The sequence below is a fragment of the Brachybacterium netajii (SeqCode) genome (genome assembly GCF_054114245.1).
On the sequence record NZ_JBSYXB010000001.1, the window covers coordinates 169,141 to 185,148 of the forward strand.

The window sequence follows — 16,008 nt, forward strand, 5'->3', positions numbered from 1 at the left end:
AGACGGGGCTCGGGCGGGAGGGCCCCGGCGCGAGTGCCCCGGAGCCGCGGCTCAGGAGATCTTGCGGGCGAGGGTGGTGATGACGTGCCAGTGCTTCTTGTCGGCCAGGAAGCGGCCGTCCTCGTCGCGCACCGAGCGGTCGATGACCTGGAAGCCCCGGAACATCGCATCGATCTGCGCGCTGTCGAGGGCGGCGACGTCGGGGCGCTCGGCCCAGGTGTCGTTGGTCCCGAAGACGTCCACCGCCATGATGCCGCCGCGGGGCAGGGCGGAGACGAGCTTCGGCCAGGTCGCTGCGAGCCCTTCGGGGCCCAGCAGTCCGAGCGTGTACGTGGAGTAGACGATCGACGCGGCCGGGAACTCCTCGACCGCCGTGATGTCCGTGTGGTGGAAGTGCACCGCGCCGGTCATCCGCTCGTTCTCGACCAGTCGCGCCGCGAGCGTGTCGTCGGCGTCGTAGGCATGCACGGTCCAGCCGCGCCGCGCGAACTGCAACGAGTCCGCTCCCGATCCCGCTCCGAGCTCGATGACGGTCCCTGCGCTGCGGTCGCCGCCCGCGGCGGCGATGGCCCGGGCGACGAGGCGTCGGGCAGGTCGGCCCGCCGCTGAGGTGTTCAGCGCCGCCCAGTCCACCTTCTCTGCCGTGTCCATGCATCTCAGGCTGGCCCGTCCCGGTGCCCGTTTCAACTTCCCGTGACACAGGACGCCCCTGTTTTCGTCACGGGCGAACAAACGGACGGATCCCCCTCGTCCGTCGCACCGTCCGCCCCCATGTCCGCCCCCATGTCCGCGCCGGGGGACGACGGCCCGCCTAGGATGGCGAACATGCCTGAGACCTCTCTGCGGATCGCTGCGGTCTGCCTGCACACCTCCCCGCTCGAGGAGCCCGGCGGCGCCGATGCCGGCGGCATGAACGTGGTCGTCCACGAGCAGGCTCTCGCCCTCGCCCGAGCCGGGCATCGCGTCGAGCTCATCACCCGCCGCTCCGACCCCTCCCAGCCCGACCTCGTGGAGGTCGCCGAGGGCGTGCGCCTGCACCATCTCGACGCCGGGCCCGCGACCCCGCTCGCGAAGAGCGACATGGAGCAGGCGATCGCGCCCTTCGGCGACGGGCTCGCCCGTCTGCTGCCGGGGCTCGTTGTCGATCTTGTCCACTCCCATCACTGGTTCAGCGGGGTCGCCGCCCTTCCCGTCGCCCGGGACCTCGGCCTGCCGCATCTGCAGTCCTTCCATTCGGTCGCGGCGCCGCAGGACGCGGACGACCTCGCGGCCGGCGAGCCCGCCGAGTCCTCCGGTCGCATCCCCGGGGAGCGGCTCGTCGCCGAGCGCTCCGACCTCGTCGTGGCGGTCTCCGAGGCGGAGGCGCGCACCGTCGGCGAACGCTACGAGGTGCCCGGGGAGCGGCTCGCGGTCGTCCGCCCCGGCGTCGACGTCGACGTCTTCCGCCCGGAGGCGCCCGCCAGCACGGCATCCGACGGCACGGCGTCCGACGGCGGGTCGCGCACGATGTCCGACGGCGCCCCGACGCTGCTGTTCACCGCCCGCCTGCAGCCGCTCAAGGCGCCCGACCTCGCGCTCGAGGTGCTCGCTCATCTCGACCCCGCGCTCGAGGCGCGCCTCGTCCTGGCCGGAGGCCTCTCCCAGGACTTCGCCGCCTACGGCGCCGAGCTCGAGGCCCGGGCCGCGGAGCTCGGTGTCGCCGACCGCGTGAGCATGCCCGGCTCGCTCCCCCGTCCCGCGCTCTCGAGGGCGATGCGGGACGCCTCGGTGCTGCTGCTGACCAGCTGGTCCGAGACCTTCGGTCTCGTGGCGCTCGAGGCGCAGGCGAGCGGGACCCCCGTCGTCGCCTGGCGCTGCGCGGGCGGCGTCCAGGAGGCCGTCGATCCCGAGCACGGCATGGTGCTGACCAGCCGCGATCCCGATGTCTGGGCGGAGGCGGTGCAGAGCCTCCTCGCCGACGGCGCACGGCTCGCCGCCGCCCAGGCCTCCGCACGGGAGTTCGCGCTCTCTCGCACCTGGGAGGCGTCCGCCGCGGCCCTCGCCGCCCTCTATCGGACGGCGACGCGGTGAGCCCCGACGGCGCCCCGGACGCCCGACCGGCCGACGTCGACACCGGCATCGACCGCGACGCCCATGGTCCCGCCATCGGCCCGTGGGAGCTCCTGGAGGGCGCGCGCACCGTCCTGGCGGTGCACGCGCATCCCGACGACGAGACCCTCGCCACCGGTGCCCTGCTGCGCGCGCTCGCCTCGGCGGGGACGCGCGTGCTCCTGGTGACCGCGTCCCGCGGCGAGGAGGGGGAGATCGTGCCCGGGACGATCGATCCCGCGGACCCGCGCCCGCTCGACGAGGTCCGCGGGGCGGAGATCGACCGTGCCGCCCGCGCACTCGGCATCGCCGAGCGGTTCATGCTCGGGACCGCTCCGGCGCTCGCCCCCGGTCGTGCGGAGCGGCGCTACCGCGATTCGGGGATGCGCTGGATCCGGGAGGGCCTCGCCGGTCCGTCCGCGTCCGCCGGCGCGGACAGCTTCACGCTCCGCCCGCTCGACGATGCCGTCGACGACCTGGTCGCGCTGATCGAGCATCTGCGCCCGGACGCCGTCATCGGCTACGACGACGAGGGCACCTACGGCCATCCCGACCATGTCCGTGCCCATCAGGTCACGGCCGCCGCCTGCACTCGCACGGGCACGGCGCGGATCGAGGTCGCGAGCGCCGAGGATCCCGACGGTGCGGCGCGCCCGGGGCACGTCGATGCCCGCGGCTTCGCCTGGCGGGACCTGCCCGCCGCCGGCGAGGCGGTGCGGGAGGCGCTGGGCGCCTATCGCACGCAGCTGACGGTGCTGGCCCCGCAGGCCGAGGTTCTCCCTCCCGAGGGTGCCATCGCGATCCGGCACGTCGGCGGTCAGGACGATCTGGTCGCGCTGCGGAGCGGGCTGCGCCGAGCGGGCTGATCCCGCCGGACGCTCGGAACTCGCCGGACGCGCGGGACGACCGCCGATCGACGGCCGCGAGCCGCCCGTCGGCTTCGGGTCAGATGCTGACGTCCAGCAGGGTCGGCAGATGGTCGGACGCCCCGGCGAGCCGCTCGGCGGGGACGCGCTCGGTCGCGGTGACCGCATGCGCGGCGCGCACCGTCACATCCGCGGTGGTGAGGATCGCGTCGATCCGCCGCTGCGGACGCTGCGCGGGGAAGGTCAGCTCCTCGGGGGCGGCCGGATCCTGCAGCAGCGGCTCGAGGGACCGGCGGGCCGCGCCGTCGGCGGTCTCGTTGAGATCGCCGCCGATGATGACCGGTGCCCCCGCCCCGCGGACGAGCGCGGAGACATGCTCGGCGTGCGCGAGCCGGTTGTCCTCCTGCAGCGCGAAGTGCGTGGAGGCCACGACGACCGCGCCGCCGCCGGGCCGCGACAGCCGCACCGCGGCCACGCCCCGCGGATAGGTCGAGTTCAGGTCCGACACCTTCTGGGCGACCGGGTGCATGCCGCGGCGGATCACCCGGGCGGCGACCTCGTCGGTCGCGAGGATCGCGAGCCCGCGCCCGCCGAATCCTCCCACGAGGATCCGGCGATCGATCTGCCGGGCCAGCCAGTCCAGACGCGTCGTCGGGAGGACGAAGCGCGGCGCCTCCTGGATCAGCAGCACATCGGGGGCGAGGTCCTCGATCGTCTCGACCATGGCGCGCAGGTCCCCGCGCAGCTCCCACAGGTTCCAGGCGCACACGCGCAGCTCGGTCATGGTGCTCCTCAGCACTCGGCGACGGTGATGACGCGCTCGGTCAGGCCGATCAGCTCGTCGACCTCGTACCCGGGCCAGCCGAACAGCATCCGCCGCCACTCCGGCGGCACGGCCTTCATGCCCAGGCCCGCGCCGATCAGCGCTCCGGCGATGCAGGCGACGGTGTCGGTGTCGTAGCCCGCGCGGGTCGCGGACTCGAGCGCCTCGACGAGCGCCTCGCGGCGCTCGAACCTGCCCTCCGGCAGCGGCATCACCCCGGAGATCGCCGACCAGGCGGCCTGGAAGGCGCCGACGACCCAGCCGTTGCGGCGGAACGACGAGGGGACCGAGCGCTCGGCCTCCTCGATCCGCCCCAGCCACAGCTGGCGGCGCTCGTCCTCGAGGCGGTCGATGGCGACCCGCACATCGATCTCGCCGGTCATGACCGCGTGCCGCACCGCGAAGCCCCACAGCAGGCAGGCCTCGGTGACATCCGGGTGTACATGCGTGAGTCTGCACACGGCGTCGATGCCCGCCGCGGCGTCGTCGTCGGACGCCTGCAGGTAGGGCAGCACGGCGGCATGCGTGCGCATGAGCGAGCCGTTGCCGGCGATCCGCGGCAGCTCCTCGTGGGCGCTCAGCGCGGCGGCGCGGAAGTCCGCGGCGCGCGGCGCGTAGTGCCCGGCGGCGCGAGCGCCGTCGGCGGCCCGACGGACGACGGTCGAGGTGAGCGTCCCGATGTCCGGAGTGCCCAGCGACCACGAGTACCACTCGCGGGCGATATGGTCCTGCGCCGACTCGACCCGCAGGTCATGGAGGCCCGGGGCGCTCGCTGCGGCCTCGAGGACGACGATCGCCATCGAGGTGTCATCGGTCCATTCGCCGGGCTGCCAGTCGAGCACTCCGCCGCCGACCATCGCGATGTCGTCGGAGTCGGCGACAGGAGCCTGGAACTCGTAGGGGGCGCCGAGGGCGTCTCCCGCAGCGGCCGCCACCACAGCGCCGAGCGCCCGCTCGATCTGCACCCCCGTCAGTGCCATCTCCACCTCTCCCGTGCCATCAGTCCTCAGGGCCCTATGGTTCCACACCTCGGCCGATGCGATCTCCAGGCCCGTTCCAGGCCCGCTCTCCGCCTGCCGCCGTCCGGCCCGCCCGCATCCGATCCGGCTACGATGACGACGACCAGAAGGAGCCGCATGACCGAGACCCCGAACGCCGCAGACCACACCTGCAGCGACCCGCACGACCATACCGGGCACGACCATCCGCCGACGGGGGCCGACCTCGTCCAGGACCTCGTCCGCAGCCTCTCGGTCCTCTCGCTGGTGATCCCCGTCCTCGCCGTGATCATGATGATCGCGGTGCTGCCCGTGGCACCCACGAGCCCCGCGGTGATCTCCCTCGGCCTCGGCCTCGGCCTCGCGCAGCTGCTCGTGCTGGTCCTCACCAGCTTCTTCGTCAGCCGCACCCGCAGGCAGCTGGCCGTGAACCCGGGCCTGCTGGCGGTGCGCAGCGCGATCGAGGAGGTGCTGCGCCTGGCCGCGGCGCTGGTCGCGCTCGTGCTGTGGCCCGACGACCTGCGCGGCGAGCTCGGCGCATGGATCGGCGCGGGCACCGCCCTGGTGTGGATGCTGCTGGCGACCGTGCAGACGGTCATGACCCGGCGCCGCATCGCCAAGCCCTCGCAGTGGTCCGAGGATGCCGTCGCGACGCTCCTGTACCAGCGCGTCGACGCCCGCTCGACGAGCCGCATGCGCCTGCTCGACGTGATCGGCTCCGCCTGCTTCCAGATCGGCGCGACCGTCCTCGTGCTCCTCTCCCCCGTGCTCGTGATCGGCACCGCCGTGCTGTCGATCGGCTCGGGGCTGTCCACCCTCGTGCTGCAGCGCCGCGCCCCCGCCGAGCGCGCCGCCTCCCCCTGGGCCTATGCCCCGCTGGCGATCGGCCTGCTCGCCCTCGGCCTGGCCATCCTCGGCATGATCGCCGCATGATCACCGCATGATCTCCGCGTGATCGCCCCCGGACCTCGGCCGATCCGCCGCAGGTCCCGCCCGTCCTGCCCGTCCGCCGTCCTCGACCTCAGGAGAAGCCCATGACGACCGCCCCCTCCCGCCCCTCCGGCCTGGACCTCTCCGCCGTCGACGCCGAGATCCGTCTGCAGGACGATCTCTTCGGCCATATGAACGGGCGCTGGCTCGCCGAGCACGAGATCCCCGCGGACCGCGCGAGCGACGGCGAGTTCCGCCGTCTGCACGACCTGTCCGAGGAGCATGTCCGGGAGATCGTCGAGGAGGCCGCCGCCTCCATCCCCGAGGACGCAGCCCCCGCGACCGACCTCGAGAAGGTCGGCGCGCTCTACCGCGCCTTCATGGACACCGAGGCCATCGAGGCCGCCGGCACCGCCCCGCTCGAGCCCCTGCTCGCCGAGGTCCTCGGCGCGGACAGCCTCGAGGCGCTCATCCGCCTGACCGGCTCCGCCGCCGCCGGCACCGCCCCGCTGGCCGCCTACGTGTGGACCGACGATCGCGACTCCACCCGCTACCAGGTGAAGATCCACCAGGCCGGCCTGGGCCTGCCCGACGAGTCCTACTACCGCGAGGACGCCTACGCCGAGATCCGCGAGGCCTACGTCGGCCACCTCGAGCGCCTCGCCGAGCTCGTCGGCCTTCCCGGACGGGAGGGCCTGCCCGCCGGCGACGCCGCGGAGCTCGCCGCGACCGTCATGGGCTTCGAGACGCGGCTGGCGGCCTGCCACGTCGACGTCGTGCGCCTGCGCGACCGCGAGCTCTCCTACAACCCCATGGATGCCGCCGCTCGCGCCGAGCTCGCCCCGTCCTTCCCCTGGGATGCCTTCCTCGAGGGCACCGCGGCGCCGGCCGCCGCGCTCGAGGTCGTCTCGATCGGACAGCCCGAGTACGTCGCCCCCGCCGCCGAGCTCCTCGCCGGCGAGGACCTCGCGGTGCTGCGCGCCTGGCTCGCGCTGCACACCGTCTCCTCCTACGCCCCCTACCTCGACGAGGCGCTGGTGGCCGAGGACTTCGCCTTCCACGGCACCGTCCTGTCCGGCACCGAGGAGCTGCGGGCGCGCTGGAAGCGCGGCGTCGGCCTCGTGGAGGGCGCGCTCGGCTTCGCGATCGGCCGCGAGTACGTCGGCCGCCACTTCCCCGCCGCCCACAAGGAGCGCATGGGCGCCCTCGTGGACGCGCTCGTGGACGCCTACCGGGCCTCGATCTCGCGGCTGGAGTGGATGACCCCGGCCACCCGCGAGAAGGCCCTCGAGAAGCTCGAGAAGTTCACGCCGAAGATCGGCTACCCGGACCGCTGGCGCACCTACGAGGACCTCGAGGTCGTCCCCGGGGACCTCGTCGCCTCCGTGCGCGCCGTGCGCCTGGCCGACGCCGCCTTCGACTTCGCGAAGGTCGGCGGGCCGATCGACCCGGACGAATGGCACATGACCCCGCAGACGGTCAACGCCTACTACAATCCGGGCGCCAACGAGATCGTCTTCCCCGCGGCGATCCTGCAGCCCCCGTTCTTCGACGCCGATGCCGACGACGCCGTGAACTTCGGCGGGATCGGTGCGGTCATCGGCCACGAGATCGGCCACGGCTTCGACGACCAGGGCTCGAAGTACGACGGCGACGGCAACCTCGCGTCCTGGTGGACCGACGAGGACCGGGCCGCCTTCGAGGAGCGCACCGGCTCGCTCATCGCCCAGTTCTCCGAGCTCAGCCCGCGGTCCCTCGAGGACGAGCATCGCGTCAACGGCGCGCTCACGATCGGCGAGAACATCGGAGACCTCGGCGGTCTCTCGATCGCCGTCAAGGCGTACCGCGCGACGGCCGGCGAGGCCGCCGCCGAGGAGCTCGATGGCTTCACCGGGCTGCAGCGCGTGTTCCTGTCCTGGGCGACCGTGTGGCGCGCGAAGTACCGCCGGCAGGCGGCGATCCAGCAGCTCGCGACCGACCCGCACTCCCCCGCGGAGTTCCGCTGCAACATCACCGCCGGCCACCTGACGGAGTTCCACGAGGCCTTCGGGATCGTCGAGGGCGACGGCATGCACCGCGCCCCCGAGGATCGCGTGAGCATCTGGTGACCGCCCGATGAGGCCCGAGGCCCCCTTCTACGTCGGTCGCACGCGGCCGACGGCCGTGGGCTGGACGCGCATCGGGATGACGCTGGTCGCGGGCGCCGCGGCCACCGTCGTGATCTCGCTGCGCCCCGCGCTGGCGACGCCCGCCCTGCTGATCGCGTCGATGGGCGTGTTCGTCCTGCTCGCGGCCTGGACCTGGATGAACCAGAGCACCCGGTTCATCGTCGACGAGCACGGGGTGACCGTGAGCCTCGGCGGCTTCCTGCCGATGCGGCCCTGGCCCCTCGAGCAGTTCCGCACCGTCCAGCTCCGCGAGATCCCCGCGGAGCGGGTCGGCGCGACCGTCGGCGGCTACGGCTGGCGGCGCGGACGGGCGCTGTCCTCGACCCCCGAGGAGCTGCGTCCCGTCGGCTCCCGGCGCGTGTTCACCACCGGGGACTCCCGGGAGCCCTACCGCCTGCTCGTCACCCGCTCCGGCACCATGGTCGAGATCATCGGCCGTGAGGGCACGCACTTCCTGCTCTCCCCCGAGGACCCGCAGGCGACCGCGGAGGCCGTCGACCAGGCGATCCGCTCCCGCCGCTGAGGATGCTCGGGGCGCTGCGCGGCGGCCCGAGCGGCATGCCTCGAGCAGTCGCTCTGCGGTATGCTCGCAGGCGGTCATCCAACTGACAGGGGAGCACCATCCGGGTGCTGAGAGTGCGCAGCAGTGCGCAGACCCTCGAACCTGATCCGGTTCACACCGGCGTAGGGAGTCGGGATTTCCGCGGGAGATCCACGTCGTGCGCTCCGGCGCGCGGCGCGCGCACGGTCCGTCCGGCGCCCGGGATCGCCTGCGCCCCTTCCGTTCGTGGAAGGAGTCTGAGATGAACCGTTTCCGCACCGTGGACCTCCTGGTCACCGTCGCCATCGGCGCCGCCTTCGGCGTCGCGTTCCTGGGCTATGGGGCGCTGTACAGCCTCATCGGCCCGCTCACCGCCCTGTTCCGCCCCGCCGAGGGCCTGCTCATGGGCATCTGGTTCCTGCCCGCGATGATCGCCGGGCTCGTCGTGCGCAAGCCCGGCGCGGCGCTGCTGGCCGAGCTCATCGCCGCCTCCCTCGAGATGCTGCTGGGCGGGCAGTGGGGCTGGGGCACCATCGTCTCCGGCGTCCTGCAGGGCGCGGGCATCGAGCTCGCCTTCGCCGTCTTCCGCTACCGCCGCTTCACGCTGCCGGTCGCGATCCTCGGCGGCGTGCTCTCCGCGGCCCTCGAATGGGTGTACGAGCGCTTCGCCTACTACCCCGAGATGGGCTGGTCCTTCGCGATCGCCCTGCTCGGCGCCGCCCTCATCTCCGGCGCCCTCGCCTGCGGCCTGCTGGGCTGGGTCATCGTGCGCGCCCTCGCGGCGACCGGGGCGCTCGACGCCCTCCCCGCCGGGAAGGAGCATGCCGAGGCCCGGCTCGCCGCGCTCCGCACCGACCGGGATGCCGCGGGCGACGGCTCCCGCGAGAGCACCGGGGCCCTCGGCGGATGACCTCCCTGGAGCTGCGGGGCCTGACCTGGCGTCCGCAGTCGCGACCGGATCCGACGGTCCGGGATCTGTCCCTCACCATCCCCTCCGGCCAGCGGGTCCTGCTGGCGGGAGCCAGCGGCAGCGGGAAGTCGACCGTGCTGCGGGCCCTCGCGGGCCTGCTCGATCCCGAGGCCGGGGAGCTCGCCGGGGTCGCCCCGGCGGCCTCCCGCCCCGGGGAGCGGGCCCTGCTGCTGCAGAACCCGGCGAACGCGCTGATCGCCGCGAACGTCGGCCGCGAGGCCGCCTTCGGTCCGGAGAACGCGGCGCTGGACCGCGAGGAGATCGCCGTCCGCGCGGCCGCCGCCCTCGTCGCGGCCGACGTCGACGTCGACTCCTCGCGGGCCCCGCTCGACGCCTCCGGCGGCCAGCAGCAGCGCATCGCGCTGGCGGGAGCGCTCGCCCTCTCCCCCGGAGCCCTCCTGCTGGACGAGCCGACCTCGATGCTCGACGCGGCGACGGCCGAGGCCGTCCGGCGGGCCGTCCTCGCCTCCGCGGAGGGCACCACCCTGGTCGTCGCCGACCACGACGTCGCCCCCTGGGCCTCCCGCGTCGATCGCATGATCGTGCTCGGCGAGGGCGCCCGCGTGCTCGCCGACGGCGATCCGGAGCAGGTCATCGCCGCGCATCCGGAGCTGCTCGCCGCACGCTCGGCCGCACCGCGCCCCGCCGCGGTCGGCGCGAGCGGTGCGGTCGTCGCGAACGGTGCGAGCACCGGCGGATTCCTCCCCGCCGCCCGCCCGCTGGAGGCGGTCACGACGGGCGAGGTCGTCGCAGCCCTCGACGGCGTCGCCATCGCACGCCGCGACGGGCGGCCCGGCACTCTGGTCGAGGATCTCGCGCTGGAGGTGCGCGCCGGGTCCCTCACCGTCCTGGGAGGTCCCAGCGGCAGCGGGAAGACCAGCCTGCTGCGGGTGCTGCTGGGCCTGGACGCCCCGGCGACGGGCACCGTCGACCGCCCCGAGGGCCGGCAGATCGCCTGGGTGCCGCAGAACCCCGAGCACTCCTTCCTCGCCACGAGCGTCCGCGAGGAGATCCTCGCCTCCCCCTGGGCCGACGAGCCCGCCCTCGCCGACCGGCTCCTGGAGACCGCCGGCCTGGCCCCGCTCGCCGCGGCGAACCCGTACACCCTCTCCGGCGGCGAGCAGCGCCGCCTCGCGATCGTCGCGGCGCTCGCCCAGAGGCCCCGGCTCCTGGTCCTCGACGAGCCGACGGTCGGTCTCGATCCCGAGCGGCGCGCGGCCGTCCTCGCCCTGCTGCACGAGGCCGCCGGCACCGGCTGCGCGATCCTCGCCGCGACCCATGACGAGCATCTCGCCGCCGCGGCCCAGCACCGCCTCGACCTCCCCGGCCCCTCGACCGCGACGGAGACGGAGCAGGAGTCCACGACGGGCGCGGGGCCCGACCGCCGGATCCTGCCGGTGGTCCGTCGGCCCCGGATCCCCGCGGACGCGCTGAACCCGCTGACGCTCTCGCTCATCGGGATCCTCGCGGCGATCGGCTCCTTCGGGGTCCAGACCTGGCAGGGCGGTCTGCTCGCCCTGCTCCCCACGGTCCTGCTGGCGCCGGCGGCGATCCGCACCCTGCGGGGCGCGGCCCTGCGGATGGCCCCGGTGCTGCTCTCGGCCGCGAGCCTGGCCTGGACCACCGCCCTGCTCGGGGACGCCCCGGCGCTCTCCGGGGAGGCCTGGCTCGTGGGTCTGAAGGAGGCCGCCCGGATCAGCGCCTTCGTCGCCCCCGGCGTGCTCGCCCTCGGGAGCGTCGACGTGACGGCCCTCGGCGACGCCCTCGGCGGGCGCCTGCGCTGGCCGGCGCGACCCGTCGCCGCCGGGGTCAGCGCGCTCGTGCGCGCCGGGCACCTGGGCCGACGGTGGGAGACGATCGTCACCGCGCGGACGCTGCGCGGGATCGGCACGCCGCGGTCGGCGCGCCTGCTCGCGGGCGCGACCTTCGCTCTCCTGGTCGATGCCCTCCGCGGCGCCGAGCAGCAGGCCCTGGCGATGGACTCGCGGGGCTTCGCGTCCGCGTCCCGCCGCAGCTGGGCCCTGCCGAGCCGCTTCGGGCGCGCCGACCTCCTCGGCGCGGGCATCGCCGCGCTGCTGCTGGTCTGGCCGACGATCGCCGGTCTGCTCGTCGGCTGACGCCGGCGGGCGCCGGCGGGCGCTGGCTGGCGTCGGCTCGCGTCAGCGGGCGTCGGGGCCCCGACGTACCCTGGCCGCATGAACGACGAGAACCTCTCCCCCGAGACCGCGACCGCGCCCCTCGCTCCGCAGACCGAGCCCCTCACCCCGCAGGAGGAGGAGCTGATCGCGCTCGCGAGCACCCTCATGGACCTCGCGCGGGCGGGCGACAGCGCCCAGCTGGTGCCGGTCCTCGACCAGGGCGCTCCGCTGAACCTGCGCGACGCCGCCGGCAACACCATGCTCATGCTCGCCGCGTACCACGGCCATGCCGATCTCGTGCGGGAGCTCGCCGAGCGCGGCGCCGACGTCGACCTCGCCAACGATCGCGGCCAGTCGCCCCTCGCGGGCGCCGTCTTCAAGGGCCACACCGAGGTCGTCGCCGCGCTCGTCCGGGCGGGTGCCGATCCCGATGCGGGCACGCCGAGCGCCCGCGAATCGGCTCAGTTCTTCGGACGCGAGGAGCTCTCCGCGCTCTTCGGGTGACGGAACACCATGGGCACGTGCTCGATCCCGGCCTCGAGGAAGGGCGGGCCGACGGTCTCGTAGCCCATGCCGACGTACCACTGCTCGAGATAGGCCTGCGCGTCGATGCTGACCTCGGCCTCGGGGGCCACCTCCGCGGTCAGGTCGAGGGCCGCGCGCATGATGCGTCCTCCGAAGCCGTCGCGGCGATGCGCCGCCGCCACGGCGAGACGGCCGATGCGCATGCCGCCGTCGGCCTCCCGCATCACGCGGATGTGCGCGGCGGGGACGCCGTCGGCCTCGATCCACAGCAGGGTCGTGCCCTCCTCGAGATCTCGGCCGTCGAGATCGGGGTCGGTGGCCCCCTGCTCCATCGTGAAGACGTCCTGGCGGAGCTTGGCGAGCAGGTAGAGCGTGGTGGAGGGGATGTCGCGCACGGGGGCGCGATGGATCACGGGTTCGGGCATGCCGTCACGGTACGCCCTGCGGGGCCGCGGACCGCACTCCGGCGGGCGGCTGTGCTCCGGCGAGCGGCTGTGGTCCGGGCGAGCGCCCTGTGCTCCGGTGAGCGGTCCTCGCGCTCAGGCGACGAGGTGCTCCATGACGGCCCGCCAGGCGGCGACCATCGCGGGGCCCCCGTGGCCCTCGTCCTCGACGACGACGAGCTCGCTCGCGGGCCAGGCCCGGTGCAGCTCCCAGGCGGTGCGCACCGGGCTGGAGACGTCGCGGCGGCCGTGCAGGAGCACCGCCGGGATGCGGGCGATGCGGTGCATCCCGCCGAGCAGGCCGCTGCCGGGGGCCGCGCCCCAGGGCGTCGCCCAGTCCTCGACGAACCCGTCGGCCGCCCAGAAGTGCGTGACCAGGCGCGCGAAGCGGCGCTCCTGCTCGCCGACGCGCTCGGGCAGCTCGGCGATCGTCCGCTCGCCGGTGCCGATGCGGATGTGCTCGTCCTCCCAGGCCCGCCAGTGCGCGGCCGCGCCGTCGACGAGGCGGTCGTCGTCGTCCTCGAGCATCCATCGGTAGGCCTCCACGAGACGCAGCCGCTCGGCGGAGTCTTCGGTGCGGTCGAAGCCCGCATGGCGCTCGGCGAAGCCGGCGAAGCGGTCCCAGGCCTCGGGGAACAGGGCCCCGACGCCCTCGGTGATCCAGTCGACCTCGCGCCGGGAGGTCGTGGTGAGGGCCATCAGCATCATCGCGCCGACCCGCTCGGGATGGGCCTGCGCGTAGGCGAGGGCGAGGGTGGTGCCCCAGGAGACGCCCTGGACGATCCAGGACTCGACGCCGAGATGCTCGCGCAGCACCTCGATGTCGGCGACGAGGTGCGCGGTCGTGATGCGGGTGAGGTCCGCGGGCCCCGGGAGCCCCGCCGACGGCGTCGAGCGGCCCGCCCCGCGCTGATGCAGGCCCACCAGGTAGGCGCGGTCGGCGGGCACCTGGCGGCGGTAGCCGGCGCCGAGCGTCCCCCCGGGACCGCCGTGGAGATGGAGGACGGGGATCCCGCCCTCCGTGCCGGAGACCTCGAAGGCGATCTCATGGCCGCCGACGACGGGCAGGCGCCCGGCGCCGAGCAGCGGCGCGGGCTCGGGCTCCGACACGGCGGTGTGCGGGGAGCTCAGGGTGATGGGCATCGATGAGGGTCCTTCAGTTCTCGCAGTTCTCGGTCGAGGAGGCGCCGGGGGCGAGCGCCCACGGCGCGGCGGGATGCTGCCGCGTCCAGCTCGCGCGCCGTGAGCGGATGCTCTGGCAGCGCGGGCACCAGAACACGGTGCGGCCGGCCAGGTCGGCGCTGCGGATGGTCGTCCCGCACAGCCGGCAGGGCAGGGTGTGGCGGTGGTAGACGTAGAACGACTTCTCGCGCGGGACGACGTCCGGGTCCTCGTCGCCGTTCTGCCGCGTGCCCCGGGAGCGCTCGACGAGGCGCGCCTCGATGTCGCGATGCTCGGGCTGGGTGGTCACGATCCGCCCGGTGCGCGCGCCGTACTCCATGAGGGGCACGAGGTCGTCCCAGAGGCCCTGGACCATCCCGCGGGTGAGATCGCGGCCCGGCACCGTCGGATCGAGCCGGGCGCGGAAGAGCAGCTCGGCGCGGTAGATGTTCCCGATCCCGGCGACGACGTCCTGGTTCATCAGCAGCACACCGATCGCGGTGCGCGAGCCCAGCACGCGGGCGAGGAAGCGCTCGGGGTCCGCGTCGGCGCGCAGCGGATCCGGCCCGAGCCGGTCGAGGACGGCCTGTCGGCCCTCGGCGTCGACGATCTCGCAGGCCGTCGGCCCGGTGAGATCCGCGAGTCCGTGGGCGCCGACGATCCGCAGCCGGGTCGTCGGCCGCGGCACGATGCGGCGCCAGTCCTCATCCCCGGCCGGGGCGTCGGCGCCGATCGCCTCCTCGCGCTCCCCGACGCGCACCCGCGGTGCGCCGATCGCATGCGCGGTCGCGAAGCCCTCGTCCCCCGCGAAGGTCCATGAGCCGTACAGGCCCAGGTGGACGCGCACGTAGCGGGTGACGGGCGCGCCGGGCTCCACGGAGTCGTCGGGGACGAAGGCGAGGAAGAGGTGCTTGCCCACGGCCTCGGCGTCGGCGAGCACCCAGCCGTCGAGCGCGGCCGCCTCGCCGAAGCGGCCCTGCGGGCTCGAGGTGCGGACCCTCTGGTGACCGAAACCGGCCCGCAGCGCCGCTGCGAGCCGGTGGACGGTGTGCCCCTCGGGCATCAGTGCGAGGCGGAGGCGTCGGCCTCGTACCCGCCGGTGGTCTCGTAGCGCGCCACGAGGTCGATGCGGCGCTGATGGCGCTCGTCGCCGCTGAAGGGCTCGGCCAGGAAGAGGTCGATCAGGTTCTCGAGCTCCTCCTCGGTGTGCTGGCGGGCGCCGACGGAGATGACGTTGGCGTCGTTGTGCTGGCGGGCCAGGCGGGCGGTGTCCTCGTTCCACACCAGGGCGGCGCGCACGCCCGCGACCTTGTTCGCCGCGATCTGCTCGCCGTTGCCGGAGCCGCCGATCACGATGCCGAGGGAGCCGGCCTGCGCCACGACGGCCTCGCCGACGGCGGTGCAGAAGGGCGGGTAGTCGTCGACGGCGTCGTACTTGTGGGCGCCGTGGTCGGTGACCTCGTGGCCCTTGGCGGTCAGCGCGGCCACCAGCCGGTTCTTCAGCTCGAAGCCGGCGTGGTCGGTGCCGATGTGGACATGCATCTCAGAGGTGCCTTTCGATGGAGGGCGGGTCGGACCCGGCCTCGCTGCGCGGGGCCGGAGGGTGCGGGGCCCGGCGGCGGGTCGCCGCCGGGCCGGGGTCGGTCTCAGTCGAAGATCGGGCCGACGGTGCGGCTGCGCTTGAGCTCGAAGAAGCCCTCGACGCGCGACATGGCGAGCAGGCCGTCCAGCAGGGCCCCGGCCTCCTCGCCCTTCGGGGCCGGGGAGATGACGGGACCGAAGTAGGCCCGGCCCTCGCCGAAGGAGATCACCGGGGTGCCGACCTCGTCGCCGACGAGGCCGACGACGGCCTGCTGGCGGGCGCGCAGCTCGTCATCGCGCGAGGCGTCGTCGAAGGCGTCGATCAGGGCGGCGTCGAGGCCCGCGGCCTCGAGCGCGGAGACGGCCGAGGCGCGGCGGTCGTCCGAGCCGCCGACGTGGTGGGCGGTGCCGAAGCCCGTGTAGTAGGCGGACAGGCCCTCCTGGCCCGCGGCCTCCTCGACGGCGAGCGCGAGGCGGGCCGGCCCCCAGGCCGCGTCCATGCTGCGCCGGTAGTCCTCGGGGAGGTCGCGGCCCTCGTTGAGGGCGGCGAGCGACATGATCGAGAAGGTCACCTCGACGTCGCGCACCTCCGCGGCGCTCAGGAGCCAGCGGCTGGTCATCCAGGCCCACGGGCAGATCGGATCGAAGAACAGCTCGACGGGGGCGGCAGCGCTGCTGGCCATGGGGCGGGTTCCTTCCCTCGGGACGCGGTCGCCGTCCATTCTCTCACTCACCGGCCGATGTGACGGGAAAAGACATTGTGCGTCGGACGAGGA

16 protein-coding genes and 1 riboswitch are annotated in these 16,008 nt (G+C 74.4%); of the genes, 8 read left to right on the plus strand and 8 right to left on the minus strand.

What is annotated here, in order from left to right; all coding sequences use genetic code 11:
* Positions 1 to 51: 51 nt before the first annotated feature.
* The gene (locus ACXET9_RS00770) at positions 52 to 651 is read right to left on the minus strand and encodes a class I SAM-dependent methyltransferase (protein ID WP_457883937.1); all 600 of its coding nucleotides are present in this window, start codon (positions 649 to 651) and stop codon (positions 52 to 54) included.
* A gap of 174 nt (positions 652 to 825) precedes the next feature.
* Between ACXET9_RS00770 and ACXET9_RS00775 the strand changes: the two genes are divergently transcribed.
* Together ACXET9_RS00775 and ACXET9_RS00780 are read left to right on the plus strand one after the other, a co-directional pair.
* Positions 826 to 2,070 (plus strand): glycosyltransferase, encoded by a 1,245-nt coding sequence (locus tag ACXET9_RS00775; RefSeq protein WP_457883939.1) that lies wholly within the window; start codon positions 826 to 828, stop codon positions 2,068 to 2,070.
* Positions 2,067 to 2,954, plus strand: coding sequence for a PIG-L deacetylase family protein (locus ACXET9_RS00780; RefSeq protein WP_457883941.1), 888 nt, complete (start codon positions 2,067 to 2,069; stop codon positions 2,952 to 2,954). Before ACXET9_RS00775 ends, ACXET9_RS00780 begins: the two co-directional genes overlap by 4 nt.
* Positions 2,955 to 3,033: 79 nt before the next feature.
* Here ACXET9_RS00780 and ACXET9_RS00785 read toward each other — a convergent pair whose 3' ends face one another.
* Both ACXET9_RS00785 and ACXET9_RS00790 read right to left on the minus strand, forming a co-directional pair.
* Positions 3,034 to 3,738, minus strand: coding sequence for an endonuclease/exonuclease/phosphatase family protein (locus tag ACXET9_RS00785; RefSeq protein WP_457883943.1), 705 nt, complete (start codon positions 3,736 to 3,738; stop codon positions 3,034 to 3,036).
* 8 nt (positions 3,739 to 3,746) lie between these two features.
* Positions 3,747 to 4,757 carry an ADP-ribosylglycohydrolase family protein gene (locus ACXET9_RS00790; RefSeq protein ID WP_457883945.1) on the minus strand — a complete coding sequence of 337 codons (1,011 nt, stop codon included), beginning with the start codon at positions 4,755 to 4,757 and terminating at the stop codon, positions 3,747 to 3,749.
* 156 nt (positions 4,758 to 4,913) lie between these two features.
* Here ACXET9_RS00790 and ACXET9_RS00795 point away from each other — a divergent pair, with 156 nt between their 5' ends.
* The 6 genes from ACXET9_RS00795 (at position 4,914) to ACXET9_RS00820 (ending at position 12,026) form a co-directional block, all read left to right on the plus strand.
* Positions 4,914 to 5,708, plus strand: coding sequence for a hypothetical protein (locus ACXET9_RS00795; protein WP_457883947.1), 795 nt, complete (start codon positions 4,914 to 4,916; stop codon positions 5,706 to 5,708).
* Between the two features lie 101 nt (positions 5,709 to 5,809).
* Positions 5,810 to 7,813 (plus strand): M13 family metallopeptidase, encoded by a 2,004-nt coding sequence (locus ACXET9_RS00800; protein WP_457883949.1) that lies wholly within the window; start codon positions 5,810 to 5,812, stop codon positions 7,811 to 7,813.
* A 7-nt stretch (positions 7,814 to 7,820) separates the two neighbouring features.
* Complete coding sequence (locus ACXET9_RS00805) at positions 7,821 to 8,396, plus strand: hypothetical protein (protein WP_457883951.1); 576 nt, start codon at positions 7,821 to 7,823, stop codon at positions 8,394 to 8,396.
* 77 nt (positions 8,397 to 8,473) lie between these two features.
* Positions 8,474 to 8,581: riboswitch (TPP riboswitch) on the plus strand.
* A gap of 95 nt (positions 8,582 to 8,676) precedes the next feature.
* Complete coding sequence (locus ACXET9_RS00810; protein ID WP_457883953.1) at positions 8,677 to 9,324, plus strand: ECF transporter S component; 648 nt, start codon at positions 8,677 to 8,679, stop codon at positions 9,322 to 9,324.
* Positions 9,321 to 11,501 (plus strand): ATP-binding cassette domain-containing protein, encoded by a 2,181-nt coding sequence (locus tag ACXET9_RS00815; RefSeq protein ID WP_457883955.1) that lies wholly within the window; start codon positions 9,321 to 9,323, stop codon positions 11,499 to 11,501. The genes ACXET9_RS00810 and ACXET9_RS00815 overlap by 4 nt, the downstream gene beginning before the upstream one ends.
* A gap of 78 nt (positions 11,502 to 11,579) precedes the next feature.
* A complete protein-coding gene (locus tag ACXET9_RS00820) occupies positions 11,580 to 12,026 on the plus strand; it encodes an ankyrin repeat domain-containing protein (protein WP_457883957.1) in 447 nt (148 codons plus the stop codon).
* Here ACXET9_RS00820 and ACXET9_RS00825 read toward each other — a convergent pair.
* The 5 genes from ACXET9_RS00825 to ACXET9_RS00845 all read right to left on the minus strand — a co-directional run bounded on the left by ACXET9_RS00825 (position 11,984) and on the right by ACXET9_RS00845 (position 15,915).
* Positions 11,984 to 12,472 carry a GNAT family N-acetyltransferase gene (locus tag ACXET9_RS00825; RefSeq protein ID WP_457883959.1) on the minus strand — a complete coding sequence of 163 codons (489 nt, stop codon included), beginning with the start codon at positions 12,470 to 12,472 and terminating at the stop codon, positions 11,984 to 11,986. The genes ACXET9_RS00820 and ACXET9_RS00825 overlap by 43 nt on opposite strands.
* A gap of 114 nt (positions 12,473 to 12,586) precedes the next feature.
* Positions 12,587 to 13,633, minus strand: coding sequence for an alpha/beta fold hydrolase (locus ACXET9_RS00830; protein WP_457883960.1), 1,047 nt, complete (start codon positions 13,631 to 13,633; stop codon positions 12,587 to 12,589).
* A gap of 13 nt (positions 13,634 to 13,646) precedes the next feature.
* The gene (locus ACXET9_RS00835; protein WP_457883962.1) at positions 13,647 to 14,714 is read right to left on the minus strand and encodes an Fpg/Nei family DNA glycosylase; all 1,068 of its coding nucleotides are present in this window, start codon (positions 14,712 to 14,714) and stop codon (positions 13,647 to 13,649) included.
* Positions 14,714 to 15,193 (minus strand): ribose-5-phosphate isomerase, encoded by a 480-nt coding sequence (locus ACXET9_RS00840; protein WP_457883963.1) that lies wholly within the window; start codon positions 15,191 to 15,193, stop codon positions 14,714 to 14,716. The genes ACXET9_RS00835 and ACXET9_RS00840 overlap by 1 nt, the downstream gene beginning before the upstream one ends.
* 104 nt (positions 15,194 to 15,297) lie before the next feature.
* Positions 15,298 to 15,915, minus strand: coding sequence for a mycothiol-dependent nitroreductase Rv2466c family protein (locus ACXET9_RS00845; RefSeq protein ID WP_457883965.1), 618 nt, complete (start codon positions 15,913 to 15,915; stop codon positions 15,298 to 15,300).
* Positions 15,916 to 16,008: the final 93 nt, after the last annotated feature.

Coding starts and splice junctions, on each gene's coding strand:
- ACXET9_RS00770 (WP_457883937.1), bottom strand. CDS start 651: ATGGACACGGCAGAGAAGGTGGACTGGGCGGCGCTGAACACCTCAGCG.
- ACXET9_RS00775 (WP_457883939.1), top strand. CDS start 826: ATGCCTGAGACCTCTCTGCGGATCGCTGCGGTCTGCCTGCACACCTCC.
- ACXET9_RS00785 (WP_457883943.1), bottom strand. CDS start 3,738: ATGACCGAGCTGCGCGTGTGCGCCTGGAACCTGTGGGAGCTGCGCGGG.
- ACXET9_RS00790 (WP_457883945.1), bottom strand. CDS start 4,757: ATGGCACTGACGGGGGTGCAGATCGAGCGGGCGCTCGGCGCTGTGGTG.
- ACXET9_RS00795 (WP_457883947.1), top strand. CDS start 4,914: ATGACCGAGACCCCGAACGCCGCAGACCACACCTGCAGCGACCCGCAC.
- ACXET9_RS00800 (WP_457883949.1), top strand. CDS start 5,810: ATGACGACCGCCCCCTCCCGCCCCTCCGGCCTGGACCTCTCCGCCGTC.
- ACXET9_RS00805 (WP_457883951.1), top strand. CDS start 7,821: ATGAGGCCCGAGGCCCCCTTCTACGTCGGTCGCACGCGGCCGACGGCC.
- ACXET9_RS00810 (WP_457883953.1), top strand. CDS start 8,677: ATGAACCGTTTCCGCACCGTGGACCTCCTGGTCACCGTCGCCATCGGC.
- ACXET9_RS00815 (WP_457883955.1), top strand. CDS start 9,321: ATGACCTCCCTGGAGCTGCGGGGCCTGACCTGGCGTCCGCAGTCGCGA.
- ACXET9_RS00820 (WP_457883957.1), top strand. CDS start 11,580: ATGAACGACGAGAACCTCTCCCCCGAGACCGCGACCGCGCCCCTCGCT.
- ACXET9_RS00825 (WP_457883959.1), bottom strand. CDS start 12,472: ATGCCCGAACCCGTGATCCATCGCGCCCCCGTGCGCGACATCCCCTCC.
- ACXET9_RS00830 (WP_457883960.1), bottom strand. CDS start 13,633: ATGCCCATCACCCTGAGCTCCCCGCACACCGCCGTGTCGGAGCCCGAG.
- ACXET9_RS00835 (WP_457883962.1), bottom strand. CDS start 14,714: ATGCCCGAGGGGCACACCGTCCACCGGCTCGCAGCGGCGCTGCGGGCC.
- ACXET9_RS00840 (WP_457883963.1), bottom strand. CDS start 15,193: ATGCATGTCCACATCGGCACCGACCACGCCGGCTTCGAGCTGAAGAAC.
- ACXET9_RS00845 (WP_457883965.1), bottom strand. CDS start 15,915: ATGGCCAGCAGCGCTGCCGCCCCCGTCGAGCTGTTCTTCGATCCGATC.